At 62.3% G+C, this 22727-nt stretch carries 19 protein-coding genes and 1 other RNA gene; 11 read left to right on the forward strand and 9 right to left on the reverse strand.

What is annotated here, in order from left to right; translation table 11 throughout:
• Positions 1-144: 144 nt before the first annotated feature.
• From VGU25_06205 to VGU25_06235, 7 genes are all read right to left on the reverse strand, one after another.
• Positions 145-1359, reverse strand: coding sequence for a hypothetical protein (locus tag VGU25_06205; protein ID HEV2576784.1), 1215 nt, complete (start codon positions 1357-1359; stop codon positions 145-147).
• A gap of 80 nt (positions 1360-1439) precedes the next feature.
• Positions 1440-2483, reverse strand: coding sequence for a CPBP family intramembrane glutamic endopeptidase (locus VGU25_06210; protein HEV2576785.1), 1044 nt, complete (start codon positions 2481-2483; stop codon positions 1440-1442).
• Positions 2484-2535: 52 nt separating this feature from the next.
• Positions 2536-3399, reverse strand: coding sequence for an acetyl-CoA carboxylase carboxyltransferase subunit alpha (locus VGU25_06215; GenBank protein HEV2576786.1), 864 nt, complete (start codon positions 3397-3399; stop codon positions 2536-2538).
• Between the two features lie 23 nt (positions 3400-3422).
• Positions 3423-3908, reverse strand: coding sequence for a DoxX family membrane protein (locus VGU25_06220; protein ID HEV2576787.1), 486 nt, complete (start codon positions 3906-3908; stop codon positions 3423-3425).
• Positions 3909-3921: 13 nt separating this feature from the next.
• The gene (locus VGU25_06225; protein HEV2576788.1) at positions 3922-4626 is read right to left on the reverse strand and encodes a hypothetical protein; all 705 of its coding nucleotides are present in this window, start codon (positions 4624-4626) and stop codon (positions 3922-3924) included.
• A gap of 48 nt (positions 4627-4674) precedes the next feature.
• Positions 4675-8205, reverse strand: a complete 3531-nt coding sequence (gene dnaE, locus VGU25_06230; GenBank protein HEV2576789.1) for a DNA polymerase III subunit alpha — start codon at positions 8203-8205, stop codon at positions 4675-4677.
• A gap of 85 nt (positions 8206-8290) precedes the next feature.
• Entirely contained in the window at positions 8291-8902 is a 612-nt protein-coding gene (locus tag VGU25_06235) for a YdcF family protein (protein ID HEV2576790.1), read from the reverse strand.
• A 41-nt stretch (positions 8903-8943) separates the two neighbouring features.
• Here VGU25_06235 and VGU25_06240 point away from each other — a divergent pair, with 41 nt between their 5' ends.
• Positions 8944-9351, forward strand: coding sequence for a hypothetical protein (locus tag VGU25_06240; GenBank protein ID HEV2576791.1), 408 nt, complete (start codon positions 8944-8946; stop codon positions 9349-9351).
• 6 nt (positions 9352-9357) lie between these two features.
• Here VGU25_06240 and VGU25_06245 read toward each other — a convergent pair whose 3' ends face one another.
• Entirely contained in the window at positions 9358-10245 is an 888-nt protein-coding gene (locus tag VGU25_06245; GenBank protein ID HEV2576792.1) for a TIGR03435 family protein, read from the reverse strand.
• Between the two features lie 143 nt (positions 10246-10388).
• Here VGU25_06245 and VGU25_06250 point away from each other — a divergent pair, with 143 nt between their 5' ends.
• The 3 genes from VGU25_06250 to VGU25_06260 all read left to right on the forward strand — a co-directional run bounded on the left by VGU25_06250 (position 10389) and on the right by VGU25_06260 (position 12460).
• Positions 10389-11171 carry an SDR family oxidoreductase gene (locus tag VGU25_06250; GenBank protein ID HEV2576793.1) on the forward strand — a complete coding sequence of 261 codons (783 nt, stop codon included), beginning with the start codon at positions 10389-10391 and terminating at the stop codon, positions 11169-11171.
• A 63-nt stretch (positions 11172-11234) separates the two neighbouring features.
• Positions 11235-12071 (forward strand): sulfite exporter TauE/SafE family protein, encoded by an 837-nt coding sequence (locus VGU25_06255; GenBank protein HEV2576794.1) that lies wholly within the window; start codon positions 11235-11237, stop codon positions 12069-12071.
• The gene (locus tag VGU25_06260; GenBank protein HEV2576795.1) at positions 12071-12460 is read left to right on the forward strand and encodes a DUF1634 domain-containing protein; all 390 of its coding nucleotides are present in this window, start codon (positions 12071-12073) and stop codon (positions 12458-12460) included. The genes VGU25_06255 and VGU25_06260 overlap by 1 nt, the downstream gene beginning before the upstream one ends.
• A gap of 28 nt (positions 12461-12488) precedes the next feature.
• Here the strand turns inward: VGU25_06260 and VGU25_06265 are convergent, their stop codons facing one another.
• Positions 12489-13532, reverse strand: coding sequence for a M20/M25/M40 family metallo-hydrolase (locus VGU25_06265; GenBank protein ID HEV2576796.1), 1044 nt, complete (start codon positions 13530-13532; stop codon positions 12489-12491).
• An 87-nt stretch (positions 13533-13619) separates the two neighbouring features.
• Between VGU25_06265 and VGU25_06270 the strand changes: the two genes are divergently transcribed.
• The 7 genes from VGU25_06270 (at position 13620) to ssrA (ending at position 22495) form a co-directional block, all read left to right on the forward strand.
• Positions 13620-14330, forward strand: coding sequence for a 2Fe-2S iron-sulfur cluster-binding protein (locus VGU25_06270; GenBank protein ID HEV2576797.1), 711 nt, complete (start codon positions 13620-13622; stop codon positions 14328-14330).
• Positions 14327-15340 (forward strand): xanthine dehydrogenase family protein subunit M, encoded by a 1014-nt coding sequence (locus tag VGU25_06275; protein ID HEV2576798.1) that lies wholly within the window; start codon positions 14327-14329, stop codon positions 15338-15340. The genes VGU25_06270 and VGU25_06275 overlap by 4 nt, the downstream gene beginning before the upstream one ends.
• Positions 15337-17598: a xanthine dehydrogenase family protein molybdopterin-binding subunit gene (locus VGU25_06280; protein HEV2576799.1), complete on the forward strand. Its 2262-nt coding sequence runs from the start codon at positions 15337-15339 to the stop codon at positions 17596-17598. The genes VGU25_06275 and VGU25_06280 overlap by 4 nt, the downstream gene beginning before the upstream one ends.
• A 288-nt stretch (positions 17599-17886) precedes the next feature.
• The gene (locus VGU25_06285; GenBank protein ID HEV2576800.1) at positions 17887-20052 is read left to right on the forward strand and encodes a RecQ family ATP-dependent DNA helicase; all 2166 of its coding nucleotides are present in this window, start codon (positions 17887-17889) and stop codon (positions 20050-20052) included.
• Positions 20053-20099: 47 nt separating this feature from the next.
• On the forward strand, positions 20100-21512 hold the full coding sequence (gene glmU, locus VGU25_06290) for a bifunctional UDP-N-acetylglucosamine diphosphorylase/glucosamine-1-phosphate N-acetyltransferase GlmU (protein ID HEV2576801.1): 1413 nt from the start codon (positions 20100-20102) through the stop codon (positions 21510-21512).
• Positions 21513-21534: 22 nt separating this feature from the next.
• Positions 21535-21816, forward strand: a complete 282-nt coding sequence (locus VGU25_06295) for a 4a-hydroxytetrahydrobiopterin dehydratase (protein HEV2576802.1) — start codon at positions 21535-21537, stop codon at positions 21814-21816.
• Positions 21817-22141: 325 nt separating this feature from the next.
• Positions 22142-22495, forward strand: a transfer-messenger RNA (tmRNA) gene (gene ssrA, locus VGU25_06300).
• Positions 22496-22727: the final 232 nt, after the last annotated feature.

Here is a 22727-nt window from a genome sequence, read left to right on the forward strand (position 1 = left end):
ATCTGGCGTACCCCGGACGCGTCGTGCGCCTGAGCGCACTCACTCTCTGCGGGCGATTGGGATTGCCGAACAGGAGGGATATGGAAGCAGACGCCGGGTACTGCTCCTCACCCAGAATACACGAGTTTTCCGCGCTCTCCAAAGCTAGCGCGTCGACGCCAACTGCTGTGTCTTAGAGGGATCCTGCGGCGATGCAGGCGCAGGCTGCGCCGGGGTGCTCTGCGGCTGAGCTGATGTTTGTGCAGGCTGCGCTGAAGTCTGTTGGCTCGGCGTCTGTGCTGGTGCCTGATCGACCGGCATCTTGACTTTCCCCATGCCGGGCACATTCTGCGCCGTGTCCAGAACCTCGCCGGGCTTACGCAGAGTCGGCGCTGCAGCGCCGTTTCGGTCTCCGTCCGCAGTGATCTGGGGATCGCCATTGACGATGGTCCGGGCCTGGAGTGTTGGTTCAGGTTCGCCGCCGATCTCGTTCTTATCGTGGACCTCTATCGGTTTGCCGATGGCAGCAATTTCGAGCCGCACCACCTTGCCGTTCTTGAACCGCACAAACTGAGTCGGCCGCGGAGGATCACCGTAGATCCACTCTTCGTAGATCGGGCTGTCTGGATCGTCAGTTGACGTATGCTCGCGCTCCTTGGTCTTCGGCTCGCCCATCGAGGCCAAAACCATGCGGTGGTTCATGCCGACAAGAATCTCGTGCGCCGCCACGGCCTCGCGTACTTTGGGCGGCAGCGTATCGGCGTATGCCTCCGCGCTGGACTTCGCGCGGAAGTCGACCACCGGATCGAGCAGCGCCTTTACCTCCGCCGCCGTCACCTCCGGAACGCCGCCCTCGAAGATCAGGGTGACGCGGCAGCCGGTGGCGAGCGGGCCCTGCTGCGCCAATGGCATATTGTTGAGGGAAATGTGACTGAGGAAGCGGTGCTTCGCGTATGGCCCGCCATTGAAGTCGATGATGATGCGGTCGCCGCGGAACTCCAGGTTGGTGATTTCGACACGGTCGCCGGCCGCCGCCGACTGCCCTTTCTCGTACAGCATGCGCTTGTACTCTTCGTCGCTGGGGCTCATCTTGCCGTTGGCAATGAGCTGCATGCCTGCGCCCAGCGGCAGCTCGCGATGCGCGAAGCCCTGTTCCGCTTCGAGATCGCGAATCAACTCCTGGCGGCCCTTCACGTCGAGCGGTCCGGTCGGCAGTTCAACGCGAGTCGGATGAAATTCGGTAGTGACGTCGGCGGTTGCGGTCTTCATTCCCACCGTGAAGACCTGCGCGAAAAGTGCTGGCGTTGCGCAGAAAGTAACGCCGCACAGGAGTGCCCCGGCGAGCGGCGAAATCTGCGATCTGCGTGCGCATGGGCCCATGCAGTCACCTGCGAACACCATGATTGTGCGCTTACATCTGCCGTCGCGCAAGTGCGGCTTATGGACAGCTCAGATGCGGTCTAGAGGTGATGCGTGGGTTCGGATGACGCGGGTCTTTCAGAGCCGTTGATGCTCGGCGCAGGGGCAATCTGTACCAGCGGAGGAGCGCTGGCCGCGGCAGTCTGCTCCATGGCCGCGTGGGCTGCGGGTGGCGGCACGTCCATCGGATAGCCGGCGGGCACGAGCAGCGGGTGCGTGTAATTCCACGCGTATGTGCGTGTCACCCGATAGACGACGACCATGACCACCACCAGGACGATCGCCGTAAACAGCGCGCCGTCCGGCCCGTAGACGCCGCCGGTGAGCCAGGCCGGGCTGCTGGTGTCTGTCTGGACGATGCTGGTGTAACTTGCCACCCCGCCAACGGGAAGCCCGAAGATAACCGCGATGGCGGCAGCCCAGGCGAAGTGCAATCCCCATCCCAGCCAGAGCGCGTGCGTGCGCAGGTAGGCGAGCGAAAGCAGCACGCCGCCGATGATCATGATGATGAAGCTGAGCCCGGTGGCGTTGGGCGACATGCCGCCGATCAACGCATAAATTCCTGCCAGCAGAAGAGTTGCGGAGGTCGGGCCGACGGCGTCGATCAGCCTGCGGAACAGAAATCCGCGGAACGCGACCTCGCTGGCCAGCGCGGCGATGGCGAGCGTGAGGATCGAAAGCAGCGTTCCGCCCCATGCCGATGCCGTCCAGGAGAACTCCGGATGCAGGGCGCCGGCGATCACCATCGGGATGACGGCGATAACCGCCGCGGCCCAGCCGATGAGCACGCCGCGCGTCCACTCCTCGCCGGTGGTCGCCCGCAGCGGCAGCGCATTCGCCTGCCGGACGCTACCCTGCCGTGTGCCGACCCAGTTAAGGCAGGTGAAGCCCACCAGCAGCAGAAACAACAGCACCAGATTGACTAGAAGATCCTGCGCTCCGGCGCTCCAGGCGAACCGACCGGCAAGCCCCTGGCCGGTGCGGAAAGCGATGGCGTGCGCGGCGAGCAGCCACAGCACACCCGTGACGAACAGCGCCAGATGCATGGATCTGGGGACCGGAGCTGGAATTGCGGTCGAAGACAACGGTGCTCAAACTCCTTCTGCGCTGGGCCCGTCGTCGACCGTCCGTTCGCGCTCAGACTGCCGTGTAAAACTGCGCGATATTGCGGAACTTGGCGTAGCGCGCCTCCAGCATCTGCTCGATTGGGAGTGACCGCAGTTCGCTGAGGTGCTGTTGCAGGCGTTCGTCGAGAAGCTGAGCCGCGCGCTCCGGATCATTCTGCGTCCCACCATCAGGCTCCACGATCACGTCGTCCACGCAGCCTAGCATTTTGACGTCCTCTGCCGTGTATCGGAGAGCGGCGGCTGCCTGCTGCTTCTTGGCCGCGTCCTTCCACATGATGGACGCGCAACCCTCCGGCGAGATGACCGAATAGATCGCGTTCTCCAGCATCAGCACGCGGTCCGCGACAGCCAGCGCCAGCGCTCCGCCAGATCCGCCCTCCCCGGTGATGGTGGCAATGGTCGGCACACGCAACCGCGACATCTCCAGCAGATTGCGGGCGATCGCCTCGCCCTGTCCACGCTCCTCGGCGCCGAGGCCGGGGTTTGCGCCGGCAAGGTCGATGAAAGTAAAGACCGGCCGATTGAACTTTTCCGCGATCTTCATGGCACGCAGCGCCTTGCGATAGCCTTCAGGGTCCGGCGAGCCGAACTTGCGCGCGATCCGCTCCTTCACGCTGCGACCCTTCAGGTTTCCGATAACCAGCACCGGCTCGCCATGGAATCTCGCCATGCCAGCCGCCATCGCACCGTCGTCCGCAAACTGGCGGTCGCCGTGAATTTCGCTGAAATCCGTAAAGATCGTCTGGATGTAATCCATGGGGTACGGACGTTGCGGGTGACGCGCCAGCTCGGTTTTCTGCCAAGCGTCTGGAACGGCTGCTTCGGTCGGGTGCGGCTGTTTGGGCTGCGGGTTCTCGGCCATCGAATGTACCAAAGCGATTGTAAGCGATATCGGGGTCACCGCCGGTGCAACAACCCAGACCAACTCACGTCCAGCCGCTCGCGGCCGAACAACAGTACTGCCAGGACGAGACTGTAGAGCAACTGCTGCCCTGCCACCGTCCAGTCCTGTTTCATCGTGATCCCGAACATGAGCAGCAACATCAGCAGCAGAGCTGTGACCAGCGCAAACCGCACGCCCACGCCGAAAAGCAGCATGAGCCCCACCGCCAGCTCCACCCACGGAACTACATATCCTATTACCAGCACGAGACTGGCCGGCAGCGGCGCTTTCGCCATGTCCCCAACCATCCAGTGCGCAAAGCCGCCAAGGTGTGTGCCTGTGAATATCCGGGCGAACCCATGGCCGAAGAAGTCCATGCCAGCGATGACCCGCAGCAGCAAATACGCAATGCGCTGGTCTATAGGGATCGAAACAGCAGAGATCGGAACAGCCGAAATCGAAACAGTCGAATTCTCCATGCCGGATTCGATGCTGTTCACGGCTCCCCGACGGTTACTGTGCCGGCAAAACGATCCGCAAAACATGGGCCGGCGACGTGCCGAGCGCCTTCACGCCTGCTCCTTTGCCAGCCGGCAGCCACAACGTCGACGACTCCTCCGGAAATGCCTGCCTTCGCCGCCCTTCTTTCAACTCCGATGGTGAAAACGCCACCAGGACCGACGGTGCGCTCTCTTCGGGCAGCGGACACCAACTGCCTAAATCGCACACCACGCGCTCGATCCTCAATGCCGGATCCTCAAACTCCACCTTCGTTCCCTGCACCAGCGGCTCCGGTGCGTTGCCGCGAAACTCCCGCTTCAATGTTCCCAGCGGCACCTTCTTCAGCTCGACGCGCAGATAATCCGACGGTTTATCGCTCAAATTAGCCAGGCTGTGACGCTCTCTTCTTCCCGGGCTTACGCGATACGATCCCGTGTGCGTCGGCGGCCGCGTGAGAATCACATTCTCAGGCTCGTGCACAAACCGCACCGGGCCCGAATCATTCAGATAGACGTAGATTGTCGGATGTTCTGAATGGTCGTGCACCGGAACCTGCTCATGCGGTCCATAGTGCACTCGCAGAACAACAACCTCAGGATTGTCCAGCACCTTGCGATAGTTGTTCGGCAGCGTGACGGTCGGATCCTGTGCCACTGCCTGAGGGCCGCACGATGCAAGCATTGCCACGAGAACGATCAGCAGCAGAACCCTTCTCAACCGATGCCTCCGCTACAGAGAAAGCTTACGCTTGTGGGCCCGCCTGCTCTAGATCACCTGCACTGCTCCACGCCCTACCAGCGCCTCCACGCGCTCGATGAACTGCACATCTGCCGCGACGGAAAATCCCTGCGGCTCCAGCACCGCGCAGAACGCTCCCGGCTCCTCCAGGTTCAGCAGCAGCTTCCCATTGCCCGGCGCATCTTTGAAAACCTTCTCCAGCTTTTCCAGCAGCTCCGCATCCGGACTGTGCAGCGGCACGCGAATGCGCAGCGCATCCGGCAGCTTGATCTTCACATCTTCAAGCGCCGTAATCTGCGAGATCGACAGCTTCGGCGCCGAATCCTCTTCGCCCCTCAGCGATCCACGCACCAGCACCGGCACATCGATCTTCAATTTCTCCGCCAGCTTCTCGTAGTTCTGCGGGAACGCGATCAGCTCGATCTTCCCAACCGTGTCTTCCAGCGACGCCTGCGCGTACATCTCGCCCGAGCGCTTTGACTTCGCGACCTTGAGTCCCGTAATCACTCCCGCAATCTGAATTTCGTTCTGTGGCTCCATCTTCCCGCGCACAAACACCGCCGGTTCCGGCTTCATCTCGCATGCCGTCGCCGTATCGTAGACCTTCAGGTTGCGCAGTTTCTCGCGATATCGATCCATCGGATGCCCGGAGACAAAGAACCCGAGCACGTCTTTCTCGTTCGCCAGCCGTGTATGCTCGTCCCACTCCGGCGCGGGCGGCAATGCGTCTTCCTTCTCTGAAGCGTGTGCATTCGGCTCATCGCTGAACATCCCGAACAGCCCATGCTGTCCTGCTGCCGCATCGCGCTGCGTCTTCTGCGCGCGCTCAATCGCCTTGTCGATCGCCGCCATCACCTGCGACCGCTTGCCAAAGGAATCCAGCGCACCGGCCTTGCACAGGCTCTCGAGCACGCGCTTGTTCATCAGCCGCAGATCGACCTTCTCGCAGAACTCCCACAGCGTGCTGAACCCAGCCTTGCCTTCAGCGCGCAGCGCTTCCCTCGCCTGCACAATCGACTCAATCGCATTTCCGCCGACGTTCTTGATGGCCTCCAGCCCAAACCGAATCGCATCGCCCGCCGGCGTAAACGTCGCGGCTGAGATCTGCACATCCGGCGGCAACACCGTGATGTTGATCTCGCGGCACTCGCCGATGTACTTCACCACGTTTTCCGGCTTCGACGTTTCGCTCGTCAGCAGCGCCGCCATGAACTCCACCGGATAGTGCGTCTTCAGCCACGCCGTGTGATACGCCAGCAACGCATACGCCGCCGAGTGCGACTTGTTGAAGCCGTACCCCGCGAACTGCTCCATCAGATCGAACAGCGCACCGGCCTTGGTCTTGTCGAACTTCTTCGCCGCGGCCCCGGCCATGAAGATGTCGCGCTGCTTGGCCATCTCCGCCGGATCTTTCTTACCCATTGCGCGCCGCAGCAGATCGGCTCCGCCCAGCGAATACCCGCCAATCGCCGAGCTGATCTGCATCACCTGCTCCTGATACACGATCACGCCCAGCGTCTCGCGCAGGATTGGCTCGAGTTCGTCGAACATGTACTCCACCGCGCGCCGTCCCCACTTGCGCTCGATGAAGTCATCGATCATCCCGCCCTGGATCGGCCCCGGCCTGTACAACGCATTCAGCGCGGTCAGATCTTCTACGGTCGTCGGCTTGTAGCGCCGCAACACATCGCGCATCCCGCCGGACTCAAACTGAAACACGCCGCTCGTCAAGGCCTTGTGGAACACCTGCTCATAGGTCCGCTGATCATCCAGCGGCACCGTCGCCATCTCGACATCTTCCCCGCGATTCGCCTTGATCAGTTTCAGGCAATCGTCGATCACCGTCAGCGTCGTCAGCCCGAGGAAGTCCATCTTCAGCAGGCCCATCTTCTCGACGGCCTTCATGTCATAGCTGGTGACGACCGCCTCGTCCTTCGTGCGCGTCACCGGTACCAGCTCCGTCAGCGGCTCAGGCGCAATCACGACTCCGGCCGCGTGCACGCCCGCACCACGCACCAGACCCTCAAGCCGAAGCGCGGTATCAATCAGCTCCTTGATCTTCCCATCCGTGTTGTACGCCTGCGCCAGCGGCGGCGAGTCCTTCAGCGCCTGCTCAATCGTGATGCCGATCGTTGGCGGAATCAGCTTCGCAATGCGGTCGACCTCGCCATACGGCATGTCCATCGCGCGGCCAACGTCCTTGATCGCGGCCTTCGCCGCCATCGTGTTGAACGTGATAATCTGCGCGACCTGATCATTGCCGTATTTCTGCCGAACGTATTCAATCACTTCGCCGCGGCGGTTCATGCAGAAGTCGATATCGATATCCGGCATCGACACACGCTCCGGATTCAGGAAGCGCTCGAAGAGCAGCTCATTCTGCAGCGGATCGATATCCGTGATCTCCATCACGTAGGCGACGAGCGATCCCGCGGCCGATCCACGCCCCGGTCCCACCGGAATGTTGTGCTCCTTTGCATAACGGATAAAGTCCCACACGATCATGAAATAGCCGGGAAACTTCATCTGCTTGATGCAGTCAATCTCGCGCTGCAGACGCGCTTCATATTCCGCAATCGTCTTGCGCAGAATCCCGCGCGACTCCAGGTGCGCGACGGCAGTATCGCGCCGCTTCCTCCACCCCGCGCGGCACACCTGCTCAAAGTAGCTGTCGACCGTCTCGCCTTCCGGCACGTCAAACCGCGGAAACGGATTCTTCACCTTCGAGAGTTCGAGCGAGCACCGCTCCGCAAACTGCATCGTGCGCGTGCAGACCTCAGGTGCGTCTTTAAAGAGGCGCTGCATCTCCTCCGCACTCTTGATGTAAAACTCCTGCGTGTCGAACTTGAACCGCTTCGGATTATTCATCGAGTCCGCGGTCTGCACGCACAGCAGCACCTCGTGCGAGCGCGCGTCCTGGTCCTCGATGTAATGCGAATCGTTCGTCGCAATCAGCGGAATGTTCAGGTCCTTCTCCAGCCGGAACATCGCCTCGACAACCTTCTTGTCCGGCTCCAGCCCGTGATCCTGAACCTCGAGGAAGTAGTTCCCTCGCCCGAACATCTCCTCATAAAATCCCGCGCTCTTCTTCGCCGCCTCATAGTCCCCGGCCATGATGTGCTGCGAGACCTCACCCGCCAGGCACCCCGAGAATCCGATCAGCCCCTCCGCATGCTCCGCGAGAAACCTCTTCGACACACGCGGCTTCCGATAAAACCCATGCAGTGCCGCCTCGCTCGTCAGCCGGACAAGGTTTTTATAGCCCGCCTCGTTCTCCGCGAGCACCAGCATGTGGTTGTATTTCGACTCCGGATCAGGCTTCCCGCGATGATCCTCTTCCTTGCACACATACAGCTCGCACCCGAGAATCGGCTTCAGGTTGCGCTTCTTCATCGCATCGAAGAAGTGCACCGCGCCAAAGATATTCCCGTGGTCCGTAATGGCCGCGGCCTTCTGCCCGATCTTCTCCAGATGCTTCGCCAGCTTGTCGACATCGCAAGCCCCATCCAGCAGCGAGTAATCCGTATGAAGATGAAGATGAGTAAACTCGGCAGCCATAGTCTAAGTTTACTTCTCCGTCACAAGCGCACCCGCAGAGGAAAAGCGGTACGAAACCAGGGAGATTCCGCCTCGAATTGTGCCGTCAACTGCCCGGCAGCCACCGGTTGTGCGGAAACCCCTGGTGCGTCAGCCGCCAGCATCCCTTCATCTCTCCGGCATAATGCTGCGCGATCTGCTCGCTCGTATACTCCCGCGGCCACTGCGCCGCATGCGTCCGCCATGCAAACGCATCTCTGCCTTTGTAGTGCTCAAGAATCAACGCCGTCCGCGGCAGATGCGACGGCGAGCTGACCACTTCCGCGGATCGCCACCCATGGGCATCCATAATCTGCTTGCTGAACCAGATGTTCTGAATCGTGTCCTGCGCCTGATTCTCCTCGATCACAGCATCCGCCGGCACGCCCTCTTCCACAGCAAGATGCTTCATGCAGTCCGCCTCGACAAACTTGTTATGCGCCGCGCCTCCGGTCACAATCATGTGCTTCGCGACACCGGCGCGAAACTCGCGCACACCCTCCAGCACGCGCTCCCGCTGCTCCGGTGAAGACGTTCCCTCCGTCGTGCACGGTGTCCCCAGAACGATCAGCGTATCGAAGTGCGTCAGCTTCGTATTCGCCGTCGGGATCGCATCGTAGTTCGCCAACACCATCCCTACGACAACCGCCGCCTTCAGAATCGCAACTTTCGCCACCATCGTCTCCGCATGCGCTCCTTAGCTGGATTAAAATCCCCACCATGCCGGGCGTCCCTTTCATTAACGCCATCAGTCGCGCACTTCACAAGCGCCATCGCGAGCGCGATCTTGCCGCAGCCGCTTCCTGGCCGATCGTTGAAGCCCACACGCTAAAGCCGGCAATCGTCGCCAAAGACGAGCTCGCCGAAGGCACTGCCGCGCAGGACTCGCAACTCGAAATCCCCTTCTATTTCACGCTGCCCGAGACCACGCCGAACCAACCCTCGGGCTACTTCGGCGGCCATCTCCGCACTGTCGCGCTCTCGCACTCCGAAGCCTCGCGCCTCATCCCGCGCATCCCTGAAGGCACACTCATCCGCGTCCGCTACAACCCGCAGAACCCAGACCAGAGCCACACGCTTGCGCCTGACAACGAAGGCCTCATCCCTGTTGCCGTCTGGCCGAGTTAGAGCGACTCAGTTCGGTGTAGGCCGCTCGATGTGATCCACCACCCAGAACGTAACTGGCCCCTTTGTAGCCTTCAACTCGAGCCCCAGCTGGTCACGCACCGCATTTCTGAGCGGAGGATATCGATCCTCAGAAGGGCCGCCTTCCGGCAACTGCGACGGCCACCACATCAGGTGGAACGCATACATGCCGGTCATCCCCGTACGGTCGAGAACGTCCGTGCCCAGGTTCTGCATCAGTGTGTCGAAGAAGATGTGAAATGGACACCCTTTCGAGTCCACCTCCGCACCCTTGAGCTTGGAGAAATGTGGAACGCAGGTGTTTATAGTCTTCCCCATGTCACCTTGCACCGGCGTCATCAACTTCGCTGTCCGGTCCGTCGTGATCAGCTCGTAAGTGTTACTCGTCCTCGTCTCCGAATGAATTTGCAGATGAAAGCGCTCCGCAAGCAGCGCCTGAACCATGTGGCGCTTTTCGGCCAGCGCATCACTGTCGCTCAGCTTCTCCAAAGTCTCATCCGTCGCCGGGTCGGACTTCGCGTCGATTGTGTACGTGGTGTCAAACGCCCAATGGGGCAGGTTCTCCAGCTGCTCAACGTAGCGCAGGTCATAGGCACTCAGTACGATTCCCCACAGCCCAACCTTTTCGGCATGAAAATAGCTATTGTGCGGCATGTTGTCGTAATAACTCATGTCGCCTTTACGTAGGTCAGTGGCCTCGCGAATCGAAGCCACGTCGAAAACCAAATGAGGGTGATAAGTCGAAGCGCCCGACTCAGGTGTCGCGGGCCCGCCCACGGACGCGCTCTGGCAGAACGATAGCGATACGCCAAAGAGGATTGCGATCAAAGCCGCCAGCTCAGCAAGCCCAGACCTCACAATTCTGAACATGTGCATTTGCTCCCGATAAAATCACGCAAACTCTACCCGTTCCCGCGCGAAAAAACCACATCGCCCTACGCTCACCAAAAATTCACGAATCCACTCGCAGCCGCACTCATCCAAACTCCGTCCAACTCGCAGACAGGAGCACACACAGCATGAACCCCACAGGCAACACCATCCTCATCACCGGCGGCGGCTCGGGCATCGGCCGCGGTCTCGCCGAAGCCTTTCACAAGCAGGGGAACCAGGTCATCATCGCCGGCCGCCGCCAATCCGTACTTGATGCCGCCACCGCCGCCAACCCCGGCATGAAATCCTACATCCTCGACATCGAAGACCCCACCGACATCGAATCCTTCGCCACGCGCGTCTCCGACGACTTCCCCTCCCTCAACGCCCTTATCAACAACGCCGGCGTCATGCGCACCGAAGACTTCACCTCTGACCCCATCGACCTCTCTGCCGCGGAGTCCACCATCACCACCAATCTCCTCGGCCCCATCCGCCTCACCGCCGCTCTCCTGCCCACGCTCAAGCAGCAACAGCGCGCAACAATCGCCACTGTCAGCTCAGGCCTGGCCTTTCTTCCCCTGACCATCACTCCCACCTACTGCGCCACCAAAGCCGCAATCCACTCCTGGACCCAGTCGCTTCGCTACCAACTCCGGGACACCCATATCGAAGTCCTCGAGATTGCTCCGCCCTACGTCCAGACCGAGCTCATGGGCGCGCAGCAAGCCGCCGACCCGCGCGCCATGCCGCTCGCCGACTACATCGCCGAAACCATCTCGCTCCTCGAAAACCCGCCAGCCTCCGGCGAAATCCTCGTCGAGCGCGTCCTCCCGCTCCGCTGGGCCGAGAAGAACGGCAGCTTCGACCAGATATTCCAAAACCTCAACAGCAGCTTTCACGAAGAACTCACGGGAAGCCGTAGCTGACCGCTCCGTACATCGTCCGCATCCTGCTCCCACATCCATCTATGAGAGCATCGAACGCGGAACATGAATTCGCTCGAACTCTCTCTTGTCCTCGGCGTCTGCTCCATGGCCGCCGGTCTTCTTGGCGCGCTCACCGGGCTCGGCGGCGGGGTGGTCATCGTCCCGCTGCTCACGCTTGCCTTTCATGTGGACATTCACTACGCCATCGGCGCCTCGCTGATGTCGGTCATTGCGACGTCCTCAGGCTCCGCCTCCGCCTATGTGCGCGAGGGCTTCTCCAACGTCCGCATCGGTATGTTTCTGGAGGTCGCCACAACCCTCGGCGCGCTTCTTGGCGCATGGCTCGCGACCATCACGCCCACCACGGGCATTGCTATCGTCTTTGGCTGCATCCTCATCTTCTCTGCCTTCATGTCGAACCGTCGCCGTCCCGCGCCAGACCCCAACTCTCCTGTCGATCCCCTCGCAGTGACGCTCCGCCTCAACAGCACCTATCCGGTCGCCGGTGTTAAGCAGCCTTACAACGTGCGGCGCGTGCCGCTCGGCTTCGGCATGATGCTCGGCGCGGGCACACTCTCCGGCCTGCTTGGCATCGGTTCCGGCGCCGTCAAGGTCCTCGCGATGGATGAGGTCATGCAGATGCCCTTCAAGGTGTCCACGACCACCAGCAACTTCATGATCGGCGTCACGGCTGCGGCCAGCGCCGGCATCTATCTCAGCCGCGGCTATATCGATCCATCGCTCGTCATGCCCGTAACGCTTGGCGTGCTCGCCGGCTCACTCATCGGCGCGAAGCTCCTCGTTCGTACCCATCCAACAAGGCTCCGCATCATCTTCGGCTTCGTCATCGCAGCGCTCGGTGCCGAGATGATCTACAGCGGCATCACAGGAAAGCTCTAATGGCCCATCAGCCCTTTGTGCCCTCTGAGGACGACACCGCGCTCGATGCGCACATCGGTAATCTGCTTCGCGCAGGAACTCTCTCCTCCGCGTTCGTCATTCTCCTCGGCGGTGTCCTTTACCTCGCGCGCCACAGCCAGGATCATCCCGACTACCACACCTTCCACGGCGTCTCTCCGCAGCTGCATACGCTCTCCGGCATCTTCATCGGAGCCGCGCACGGCCACAGCCTCGCCATCATTCAGCTCGGCCTGCTCATGCTCATCGCCACACCGATCGCACGGGTCATCCTCTCGGTCTTCGCCTTTCTCACCCAACGCGATTTCCTCTACGTTGTGATCTCAGGCATCGTGCTGCTCGTTCTGCTCTACAGCCTCTTCTGGCACTGAGCCCTCAGCTTCTTCTGGCAATTAGCCCTCAGCGCTGGCGCACCAGCTGCCGCGCGAGCTTCACATAAAGCTCCACAGCCTCCAGCAGCTCACGCTTCGCAATCCGCTCATCCGGCGTATGCGCCACGAGAATGCTTCCCGGCCCGAGTAGAAACGGCTCGCCCCAGTTCGTCAGGCTCGGCACATCCGTCGTGAACTTCGCGACCATCGTCTCGAACCCATCCAGCGCCCTCATCTGCACGAACGGCAGCTCCAGCGAGAAGCTCACCTCGCACCGCCCATCCACCGCATTCACAATTGCGTTGCGGATCCCTTCTGCCGGCCCCACCAGCCGCACCAGGATGTGCGCCTCCGCCTTATCCGCGATCACATTCGGCGCGCGCCCGCCGGAGATCAACCCCACGTTCAGCGTCGTTTCGCCAATCCCTTCCACCACCGGCAGCTTCAACGCTTGAACATCATGCAACGCCGCCAGCAGCTTGTCGATCGCCGAATCCCCCAGCTCCGGATACGCCGAGTGCGCCATCTTCCCCGTCGCGTACAGCTCCACGCGCAGACATCCCTTGCTCGCCAGTGCCAGCCGGTTCTCCGTCGGCTCCCCGTTGATCAAAAATCTTGATCCGCGCGCATTCTCGTTCGCCACCTTCGCGCCCGCCGAGTCCCGCTCCTCGCCCACGACGAAGAGCATCCCCACGCGCACGCCTTCATCGCGCAGTCTTTCCGCCGCCGTCACCTGCGCCGCCAGAATCCCCTTCGCATCGCACACGCCGCGGCCGTACAAGTAAGTTTCATCCTCTCTGCACGGCCCCAGAAACGGCGGCACGGTATCGAAGTGCGTCGAGAACACCACATCCGGCGTCACACCAGGCATCGCCGCATACAAATTGAACCGAGGCCCATCGCCTCCGCCCGGTGTCCGGGCAGGCTCCGGCTGCTCCACCGGCTGCCGCTCTACATCCCATCCGCCCGCCCGCAGGTACTCCGCCAGAAACTCCCCACAAGCACCCTCGTGATACGTCGTCGACTCAATATCGACCAGCTGCTTGGTCAGCGCGATTGGATTCGATGCCATGAACCTCCAGCATACCTGTTGTACCTTTCTCATCGGCTTTCTAGCATCCAAGCTCACGTGCAGGTATACCTTCACGCCGAGGCGCCCGTGACTCTATGCACTGAACTCGAACCACCGGAACAAAATCCTCCGCAACCGCAAGACCTCGAACTCACCCGTCGCCAGTTCCTCGCCGCGTCGAGCGTCGTCTCGGCCGGCCTCGCGATCGGCGTCTCTCCCGCTGCCGCACAGCACGCGGGCAATCCCGCATCCGCACAGGCCAACATGGTTCCCATCACCCTCACCATCAACAAGCAGCAGCGCACCCTCACCATCGACACGCGCACCTCCCTGCTCGACCTCCTCCGCGAGCACCTCGACCTCACCGGCAGCAAGAAAGGCTGCGACCACGGCCAGTGCGGCGCCTGCACCGTCCTCATGGACGGCCGCCGTGTCAACTCCTGCCTCACCCTCGCCGTCGCGGCGCAGGGCGCCGAGATCACCACCATCGAAGGCCTCGGCACACCCGACAACCTCAGCCCCGCGCAATCCGCCTTCCTCTCGCACGACGGCTTCCAGTGCGGCTACTGCACTCCGGGCCAGATATGCTCCGCGACCGCGCTGACCGAAGAATCCCACCGCGGCGACCTCTCGCTCGTCAGCTTCGAAACCGGCCACACCGAACACCCTGAGCTCACCGACGACGAGATCCGCGAGCGCATGTCCGGCAACATCTGCCGCTGCGGTGCCTACCCCAACATCGTCGCCGCCGTCCGCCAGCTCGCTCGCACCGTATCTCAATCAGGAGGTGTCGCGTGAATCCCTTCACTTACACTCGCGCCGACGCCCCCGAAACCGCCATCCACGCCCTCACCTCCGCCGGGACAAAATGCCTTGGCGGCGGCACCAATCTCGTCGACCTCATGAAGGACGGCGTCGAGCACCCCACGCACCTCATCGACGTAAACCACATCGGTCTCGACAAAATCGATGCCTCCGCCTCCGGCGCACGCATCGGAGCCTCCGCCCGCAACTCTGACCTCGCCAACCACCGCGGCATCGTCGCCAACTATCCACTGCTCTCCTTTGCGCTTCTCTCCGGAGCCAGTCCGCAGCTTCGCAACATGGCCACCACCGCCGGCAACCTCATGCAGCGCACCCGCTGCTACTACTTCATGGACACCTCCTTCCCCGCCTGCAACAAGCGCGCGCCCGGCAGCGGCTGCGGCGCGCTCACCGGTATCAATCGCTACCACGCCATACTCGGCCAGACCGACGACGGCCCGCACTCGCCGCACTCCTGCATTGCCACGCATCCCTCCGACATGTGCGTCGCGCTCTACGCGCTCGACGCGCAGGTCGAAGTCCTCGGCCCTCACGGCAAGCGCACAATCCCGGTGTCAGACTTTCATCGCCTTCCCGGCAACGACCCCGCGCTCGACACCGAGCTCAAGCCCGACGAACTCATCACCGCCGTCACTTTGCCCGCCGCAAAATTCGCCAAGAACTCCTGGTACCTCAAAGCGCGCGACCGCCAGAGCTACGCCTTCGCGCTGGTCTCCGTCGCCGCCGGCCTTGAGCTCGACGGCAACAACATCCGCTCCGCGGGCCTCGCACTCGGCGGCGTCGCGCACAAGCCTTGGCGCTCGCATGAAGCCGAAGCCGCTCTCACAAACCAACCCGCCACTCCCGAAACCTTTCGCCACGCGGCCGAGATCGCCCTCCGCGGTGCGCACGGCTACAAGTACAACGCCTTCAAAATCGAGCTCGCGAAGCAGTGCATCGTGCGCGCCCTTAGTAACGCCGCCAAAGGAGTTCAGCAGGCATGAGCCCCGATCCCCAGCAGCAACAGGAACAGCAGCCCAAGCCCCTTCCGCAGCCTCCGCACCGTTACGACGGCATCGCCAAGGTCACCGGCACCGCCAAGTACGCCGCCGAATTCCGAGAGCCGTTCCCGCGCAAAGATCTTGCCTACGCCTTCATCGTGCAGGCCACCATCCCCAGCGGCAGCGTGAAAGCGATCGACACTCACGCCGCCGAACGCGCCTCCGGCGTCATCGCCGTGCTCACACCGTTCAACGCGCCCAAGCTCCCCGTCGGCCCACCCAAACCTCCCGGCAAACGCAACCTCACTGTCCTCCAGGACAACGTCATCCACTACAACGGCCAGCCCATCGCTGTTGTCGTCGCACGCACCCATGTTGATGCCATGGCCGCCGCACGTCTGCTCAAAATTTCTTACGACGAGCAGCCCGCCAAGCTCGACTTCCTCGGTCGCCTCAACGAAGCCCGTCCTCCAAAATCCACCGGCCGCGACCCCAACAAAAAAGTCCGCGGCGATCTCAACGCCGCCGCCTCCGCAGGCACCGTAACCGTCGAGAACACCTACATCACGCCCATTCAGAACCACAACCCCATGGAGCCGCACGCCACACTCGCCTGGTGGGACGGTGAAAAGCTCTCCGTCTACGACGCCACGCAGTACATCTCCGGCGACCGCACGACTCTCGCCAACATCTTCTCGCTCCCGCTCGAAAACGTGCACGTCATGGACCCCTACGTCGGCGGCGGCTTCGGCTGCAAAGGGTCTACCTGGTCGCACGTAATCCTCTGCGCCATGGCCGCCAAGATCGTCCAGAAGCCCGTCCAGCTCGCGCTCGAACGCCCCCAGATGTTCGGCCCTGTAGGCTACCGCCCCGCCACCGTCAACAGGATCAAGCTCGCCGCCACCCCAGACGGCAAGCTCACGCTCATCCAGCACGACGCCACGCTCACCGCTTCCACCATGGAGGACTTCGTCGAGCCGATCGTCCTTCCCGCGCGCATGCTCTATAACTCGGACGCCAACGAGACCTCAACCTCCATGGTCGACATGAACCTCGGCGTCGCCACCTTCATGCGCGCGCCCGGCGAATCCTGCGGCACCGCCGTCTTCGAAATCGCCATGGACGAGCTCGCCGAAAAACTCTCCATCGACCCCGTCCAGCTCCGCATCATCAATCATGCCGACCAGAACCCAGACGAGCACAAGCCCTGGAGTTCCAAACACCTTCGCGAGTGCTACACGCAGGCCGCCGAACGCTTCAACTGGACTGAAGCCCGCCAGCGCGCCGCAAAACCCGGTCAGATCATCGAAGGCAACAACCTCATCGGCTACGGCATGGCCACCGCCACCTACCCCGCCAATCGCTCCGCCGCCATGGCCATCGTGCGCCTCCTTCCCAATGGCCGCGTCTTCGTCGGCTCCGGCACGCAGGACCTCGGCACCGGCATGTACACCATCATGGCCCAGACCGCCGCGCAGGAGCTCGGCCTCGATGTCGCACTCTTCGACGTCAAACTCGGCGACTCCACCCTCCCCAAAGCTCCCGTGTCTGGTGGGTCACAGTCGGCTGCCTCCGTCTGCCCCGCCGTGCAGGACGCCTGCAAGCAGGCCAAACTCGCCGCCGGTGCTCTCGCCGTCGGCGACGCCCAATCCCCCGTCCACGGCGTCCTGGCCGCCGAGGTCGACGTCCACGCCGGCCGCGTCTTCCTGAAGAAAGATCCCTCCAAGTCAGAAGAGATCACCACCCTCATCGCCCGCAACGGCTCGAAGCCCGTTGAAGCCCAGGGCTCCGCCGAGCCCGGGGAGGACAAGACCGCCACCACCGCCCAATCCTTCGGCGCAGTCTTCGCCGAAGTCGCCGTCGATCGCGACACCCGTATGGTCCAGGTCCGCCGCATCGTCGCGACTTACGACATCGGCACACTCATGAATAAGCAGACCGGCATCAACCAGCTCGAGGGCGGCATCGTCTGGGGCGTCAGCTTCGCCCTGCACGAAGAAGCCCACATCGACCCCGTCACCGGCCGCACCGTGAACGAAAACCTAGCCGACTACCACGTCCCCGTCAACCGCGACATCGGCACCCTTGACGTCACCGTTCTCAACATTCCCGACACCAAGTTCAACCCGCTCGGCGCGCGCGGCATCGGCGAGATCGGCATCACCGGCACCGCCGCGGCCATCGCCAACGCCATCTACAACGCCACTGGCATCCGCGTCCGCGACTACCCCATCACCCCCGACAAACTCCTCCGCACCTAAGTTCGCTCCTCCGCACGTAAGCTTCTCTTCCGCCGTCATCCTGAGGCGTAGCCGAAGGATCTCCGTATTTCTGCGCGGACCACCACGGAATCCAACCCCGCTTGACAAACCCTCACCCCAGAGACCCACCCCATTCGAACCAACAAATTCCCAAAACGGGAAGGTCCACCCCTAAAGTATTTCGTTCGAAGACTTTGCGCAAAAACAGGGAGGAGGGGGGGTACCCCGCATCCACCCCGATTCCCCCAGTTTTGCACCGCCGCCAACATGCGACCATAGCCCCAGCGCATGCCCTCAGGCCCTGAAAATCTCCCCGAACTCCTGCACCGCATCTTCGGCCACCGCGAATTCCGCGCCCACCAGCGCGAGGTCTGCGAAGCCGCCGCGTGCGGCCGCGATGTCCTGCTTGTCATGCCCACAGGAGCCGGCAAGAGCCTCTGCTACCAGCTCCCCGCACTCGCCCGCCGCGCCTCTGGACAGCAAGCCACAGCCCTCGTCATCTCACCCCTGATCGCCCTCATGGACGACCAGGCGAGCAAGCTCGCAGCCCTCAACCTCCGCGTCGCCCGCATCCACTCCGGCCTGGATCGCGAAGCCTCCCGCCAAGCCTGCCGCGACTACCTGACAGGCGAACTCGACTTCCTCTTCATCGGTCCTGAGCGCCTCCGCGTCCCCGGCTTCCCCGAGATGCTCGCGCGCCGCAAACCTGCGCTGATCGCGGTCGACGAAGCCCACTGCATCTCCCAATGGGGCCACGACTTCCGCCCGGACTACCGCACACTGGGTCAGCACCTCGCCCAACTTCGCCCCAGCCCCATCATCGCCGTCACCGCTACCGCCACCCCCGCCGTGCAGCGCGACATCGTCCGCCAACTCGCCCTACCGGACCCCGCCATCTTCATCACCGGCTTCCGCCGCTCCAACCTCGCCGTCGAGGTCCTCGAGCTCTCGAAACCCCAGCGCCCCGAGTTCACCGAAAAGCTCTTGAGCGAACCGACAGCGCGCCCGGCGATTGTCTATGCTACCTCGCGCAAAGCCGCCGAAGAGCTCGCCACGCGCCTCAACGCGAAGTTCCGCTCCGCTGCGTACCACGCAGGCCTCGAATCTGCCACACGCGACCGCGTCCAGCGCGACTTCCTCGCCGGCAAGCTCGACGTCATCGTGGCGACCGTCGCCTTTGGTATGGGCATCGACAAGGCCGACATCCGAACCGTCGTGCACATCGCTCTGCCCGGCTCTGTCGAGGCCTTCTACCAGGAGATCGGCCGCGCCGGACGTGACGGCAACGCCTCGCGATCGGTCCTGCTCTACAGCTTCGCCGACCGCAAGATGCAGGAGTTCCTCCTCGAGCGCAACTACCCTCCCGCAACCGACCTGCAACGGGTGTTACGGGCGCTATCTGCCGAGTTCGTCTCGCCTGATTACCTGCAGCGCAAGCTCAAGCTCGATCAGGAGACGCTCGAACGCTCGCTCGAAAAGCTCATCACGCACGGCGCTGCGACGGCCGACTTCAATGGCAACGTCCGCATCGCCGACGAACCTGCGAACAACAACCAACCCGATTGGCAGGACGGCTATGACGCCCAGGTCACCGCGCGCCGCCGCCAGATCGACGCCATGATGGCCTTCGCCGAAGGAGCCACCTGCCGCATGACCGCGCTCGTGGACCACTTCGGCGACCGCAGCGATCCGGTCCGGTCCTGCGGCCAATGCGACATCTGCCACCCCGCCAGCGCTACCGGCTCCAACATGCGCGAGCCCACTGCCAGCGAGCGCGAAGATCTCCGCGCCATCCTCTCCGCGGTCGCTGCGCGCGGCACCTCTACCGGCAAGCTCTTCACCGATCTTGCCCTCACTAGAGACCGTAAGCACTTTGACGCGTTGCTCGACGGCCTTGCGCGCGCCGCTCTCGTCACCCTGACCAACGACACCTTCCGCACGCCTGAAGGCCGCGACGTCACGTACCGGAAGATCGCCATCACGCACGAAGGCCGCACGCCTGACGACGAAACTCTCTCCACCGTCTGGCTCCGCGATACGGGCGCAACCAAGGAGAAGCGTTCGTCAAAGCGCGATGAAAAACGCAGCTCAAGGCGCCGCAGTGCATCGACTCACTTAGAGCCACGACGCACGCGCGCGTCTCAACCCAACCTCCCACGGCGCGAACCCGCCGCGCCAAAGCCACTGCAGACACCCCAACCCAAGGCACCTGCAGCAGTCGAATTCAACGCCACGCAATCCGCTCTCGACGCACGCATTCGTGACTGGCGCAAGGAACAAGCCCACAGCATCGGCCTCCCCTCTTTCTTCATCTTCAGCGACACCGTGCTGCGCGACATCGTCCTCGCCTCACCGACATCGCTCAACGAGCTCCGCGGCATCCGCGGCCTCGGCCCGGACAAGCTCGACCGGTTCGGTCCCGCGGTCCTCGAGCTCTGCCGCACCGCAATGTAATACCTGTTCCCTAATCCCTGCTCTCTCCGTGAGAGGATTAATCCCGTATGAATACAAGCAACTTCGGCGTTGTCATCATGGCCGCCGGCAAAGGTACTCGTCTCAAGTCTCGCCGTCCCAAGGTTCTTCACGAGATCGGCGGACGTGCTCTTCTCGCTCACGTCATTGACGCTGCGAAGACCGTTGTCTCGGCGGATCACATCTACTGCGTCATTGGTCACGAGGCTGAGCGCGTCCGCTCTGCGGTCGAGCACACCGGCGTCGGCTTCGTCCTCCAAGCCGAACAGCGCGGCACCGGCCACGCCCTCCAGATGGTCAAAGCCGAGTTCGAGCTCAGCGGCATTACACCGCCCGCAAATCTGCTCGTGCTCTCCGGAGACGTTCCACTCATCAAGTCCGAAACCATCCGCGCCCTGATGGAGTTCCACCACAGCGAGCGCGCCGCGATGACCATCCTCACCGCGATTCCCTCTGACCCCACCGGTTACGGTCGCGTCCTCCGCAAAGATGCTCAAGCAACCGAGGTTCGCGCAATCGTAGAGCAGAAGGACCTCAAGCCGAGTGATGACTCCGACGAGATCAACTCCGGAATCTACTGCTTCGAAACGGCCGCGCTCTTCTCGAATCTCGAACGTCTCAACGACCAGAACGCCAGCGGCGAGTTCTACCTCACCGATGTCGCCGCTCTGCTCGTTTCGGAAGGCAAGCGCGTGGTCGCTAACGTCGCGCCCCACATCGACGAGGTCCTCGGAGCCAACACCATCGCCGAGATGATGCACCTTGATGCAGCGATGCGCTCCGCCGCAGCACGCCGTCTCATGGCATCCGGCGTGACGATCTTCCGGCCCGAAACCTGCGTCATCGACGCTACAGTCGAGATCGCGCCCGACACCGTCATCGAGCCCTTCGTGCAGATCCTCGGCAACACACGCATCGGTTCCGACTGCCGCATTCGGTCGTATTCGGTCATCCAGAACTCCAACATTGGCGACGGGGTCCTGGTCCGCAACGGCTGCATCCTCGACGATGTCACGGTTGGCGACGGAGCGCTCCTCGGCCCCTACGCGCACATGCGCGCCGGCAGCGACATCGGAGCTGGCGCCCATATCGGCAACTTCGTCGAGACCAAGAAGGTGCGCCTTGGCCGCGGGTCCAAGGCCAACCACCTCACCTATCTCGGCGACGCCATCATCGGCGCAGGCACCAACATCGGAGCCGGCACCATCACCTGTAACTACGACGGGGTGCACAAGCACACGACGACGATCGGAGACAACGTGTTCATCGGCTCCGATTCCACCCTCGTCGCACCGATTACTGTCGGCGACGCCGCCTATGTCGCCGCGGGCTCCTGCATCACAGAAGATGTACCGCCCGACGCCCTCGCCCTCGGCCGCAGCCGCCAGGTCACGAAGGAAGGGTGGGTCGCCGCGCGTAAGGCGCGCAAAGCATCCTCCTGAACGCCTTCAAAAAGGAGACCTCATGCAGAAGCTGTCCGATCAACAAGTGCAGCAAGCGCTGACAACGCTGCCCAGCTGGACCCTCCAAAACGGTGAAATTGTCCAGCAACGTACGTTCAAGGACTTCGTCACGGCGATGGCCTTTGTGAACGACGTCGCCCAGCTTGCCGAGGCCGCCGGGCACCATCCCGACATCGATATTCGGTACAACCGGGTCCGCCTGGCCCTCGTCACACATGATGCCGGGGGAATCACCCAGAACGACACCCAGCTTGCACGGAAAATCAACAACTTGGCGCATTGATGTAAATTCTTCGATCCCGCCAGAAATGATTGCTTGAGTCTCCACCCGAGCCTGTGCTACGCTGAAGCCCTGCTAAGGGGAAATCCCTACGGCAAACGTTTTCCTGAGCGCTCTACGGCTCAGAGCAAGTTGCGTCACTGGCCTCCCGGCACGAATCAGAACACCGTTTCGTGCCGCCTTTTTTTTCTAAAATGGGCCGGCAGCGTGAATTGAGCCCGACCGGGCGAATTCGAGGACGCACCTGAGCCTCCCCGGTGGCTCGCGCATCTATAATCAAGACAGTTCTTTGCAGCGCCACAATGCAATGTTGCGGTCAGCTCCAAATGGGGGCGTCACGGCTTCGACGGGATTGCTTGCGGCAGAGAGGCATGCCGGGGTGTGTGCACCCGTAATCGCTCACAAAACCATAAGTGCCAACAATAATCTGGCTCTTGCTGCTTAATTAACTAAGTAGCCGATCGCTCCCGCTTTGCCTATGGGCGGGTACCGATCGTCGCACAGTAGGCTGGTCCGCGGGGTTCCGCCTGTACGCCAAGGACGAGATCAATCAGGCTGGTGGCCGGCGCATCTTCGCCCGTTCTAAGCGCCGGCTACGAGACAAAGCAGAACTGGGAAAAGCATGAAGGCTCTCTGTTGTCAGCTTTTTCGGACGCGGGTTCGACTCCCGCCGCCTCCACCATACTTATCACCTTGAAAAATTCAATTCAGGATCTCTGATCGTAGTTTCCTTGCATGCGGTGGTGCCTGGCGCGCTGACTTGATCAGTTGGCGCTTCCCACTACGCCTTCCGAAGCCCGCATCCATTGTCCGAATGCTCGAAACATCTTCTTTGCGCCCATGATCGCCTTGTCTGAATCACAGTCATCGATCTCAGTCCGCAGTACCTCTAAGAACTCCCTCCACCGCTCGCC

This window comes from Acidobacteriaceae bacterium (assembly GCA_035944135.1).
GTDB lineage: Bacteria > Acidobacteriota > Terriglobia > Terriglobales > Acidobacteriaceae > Granulicella.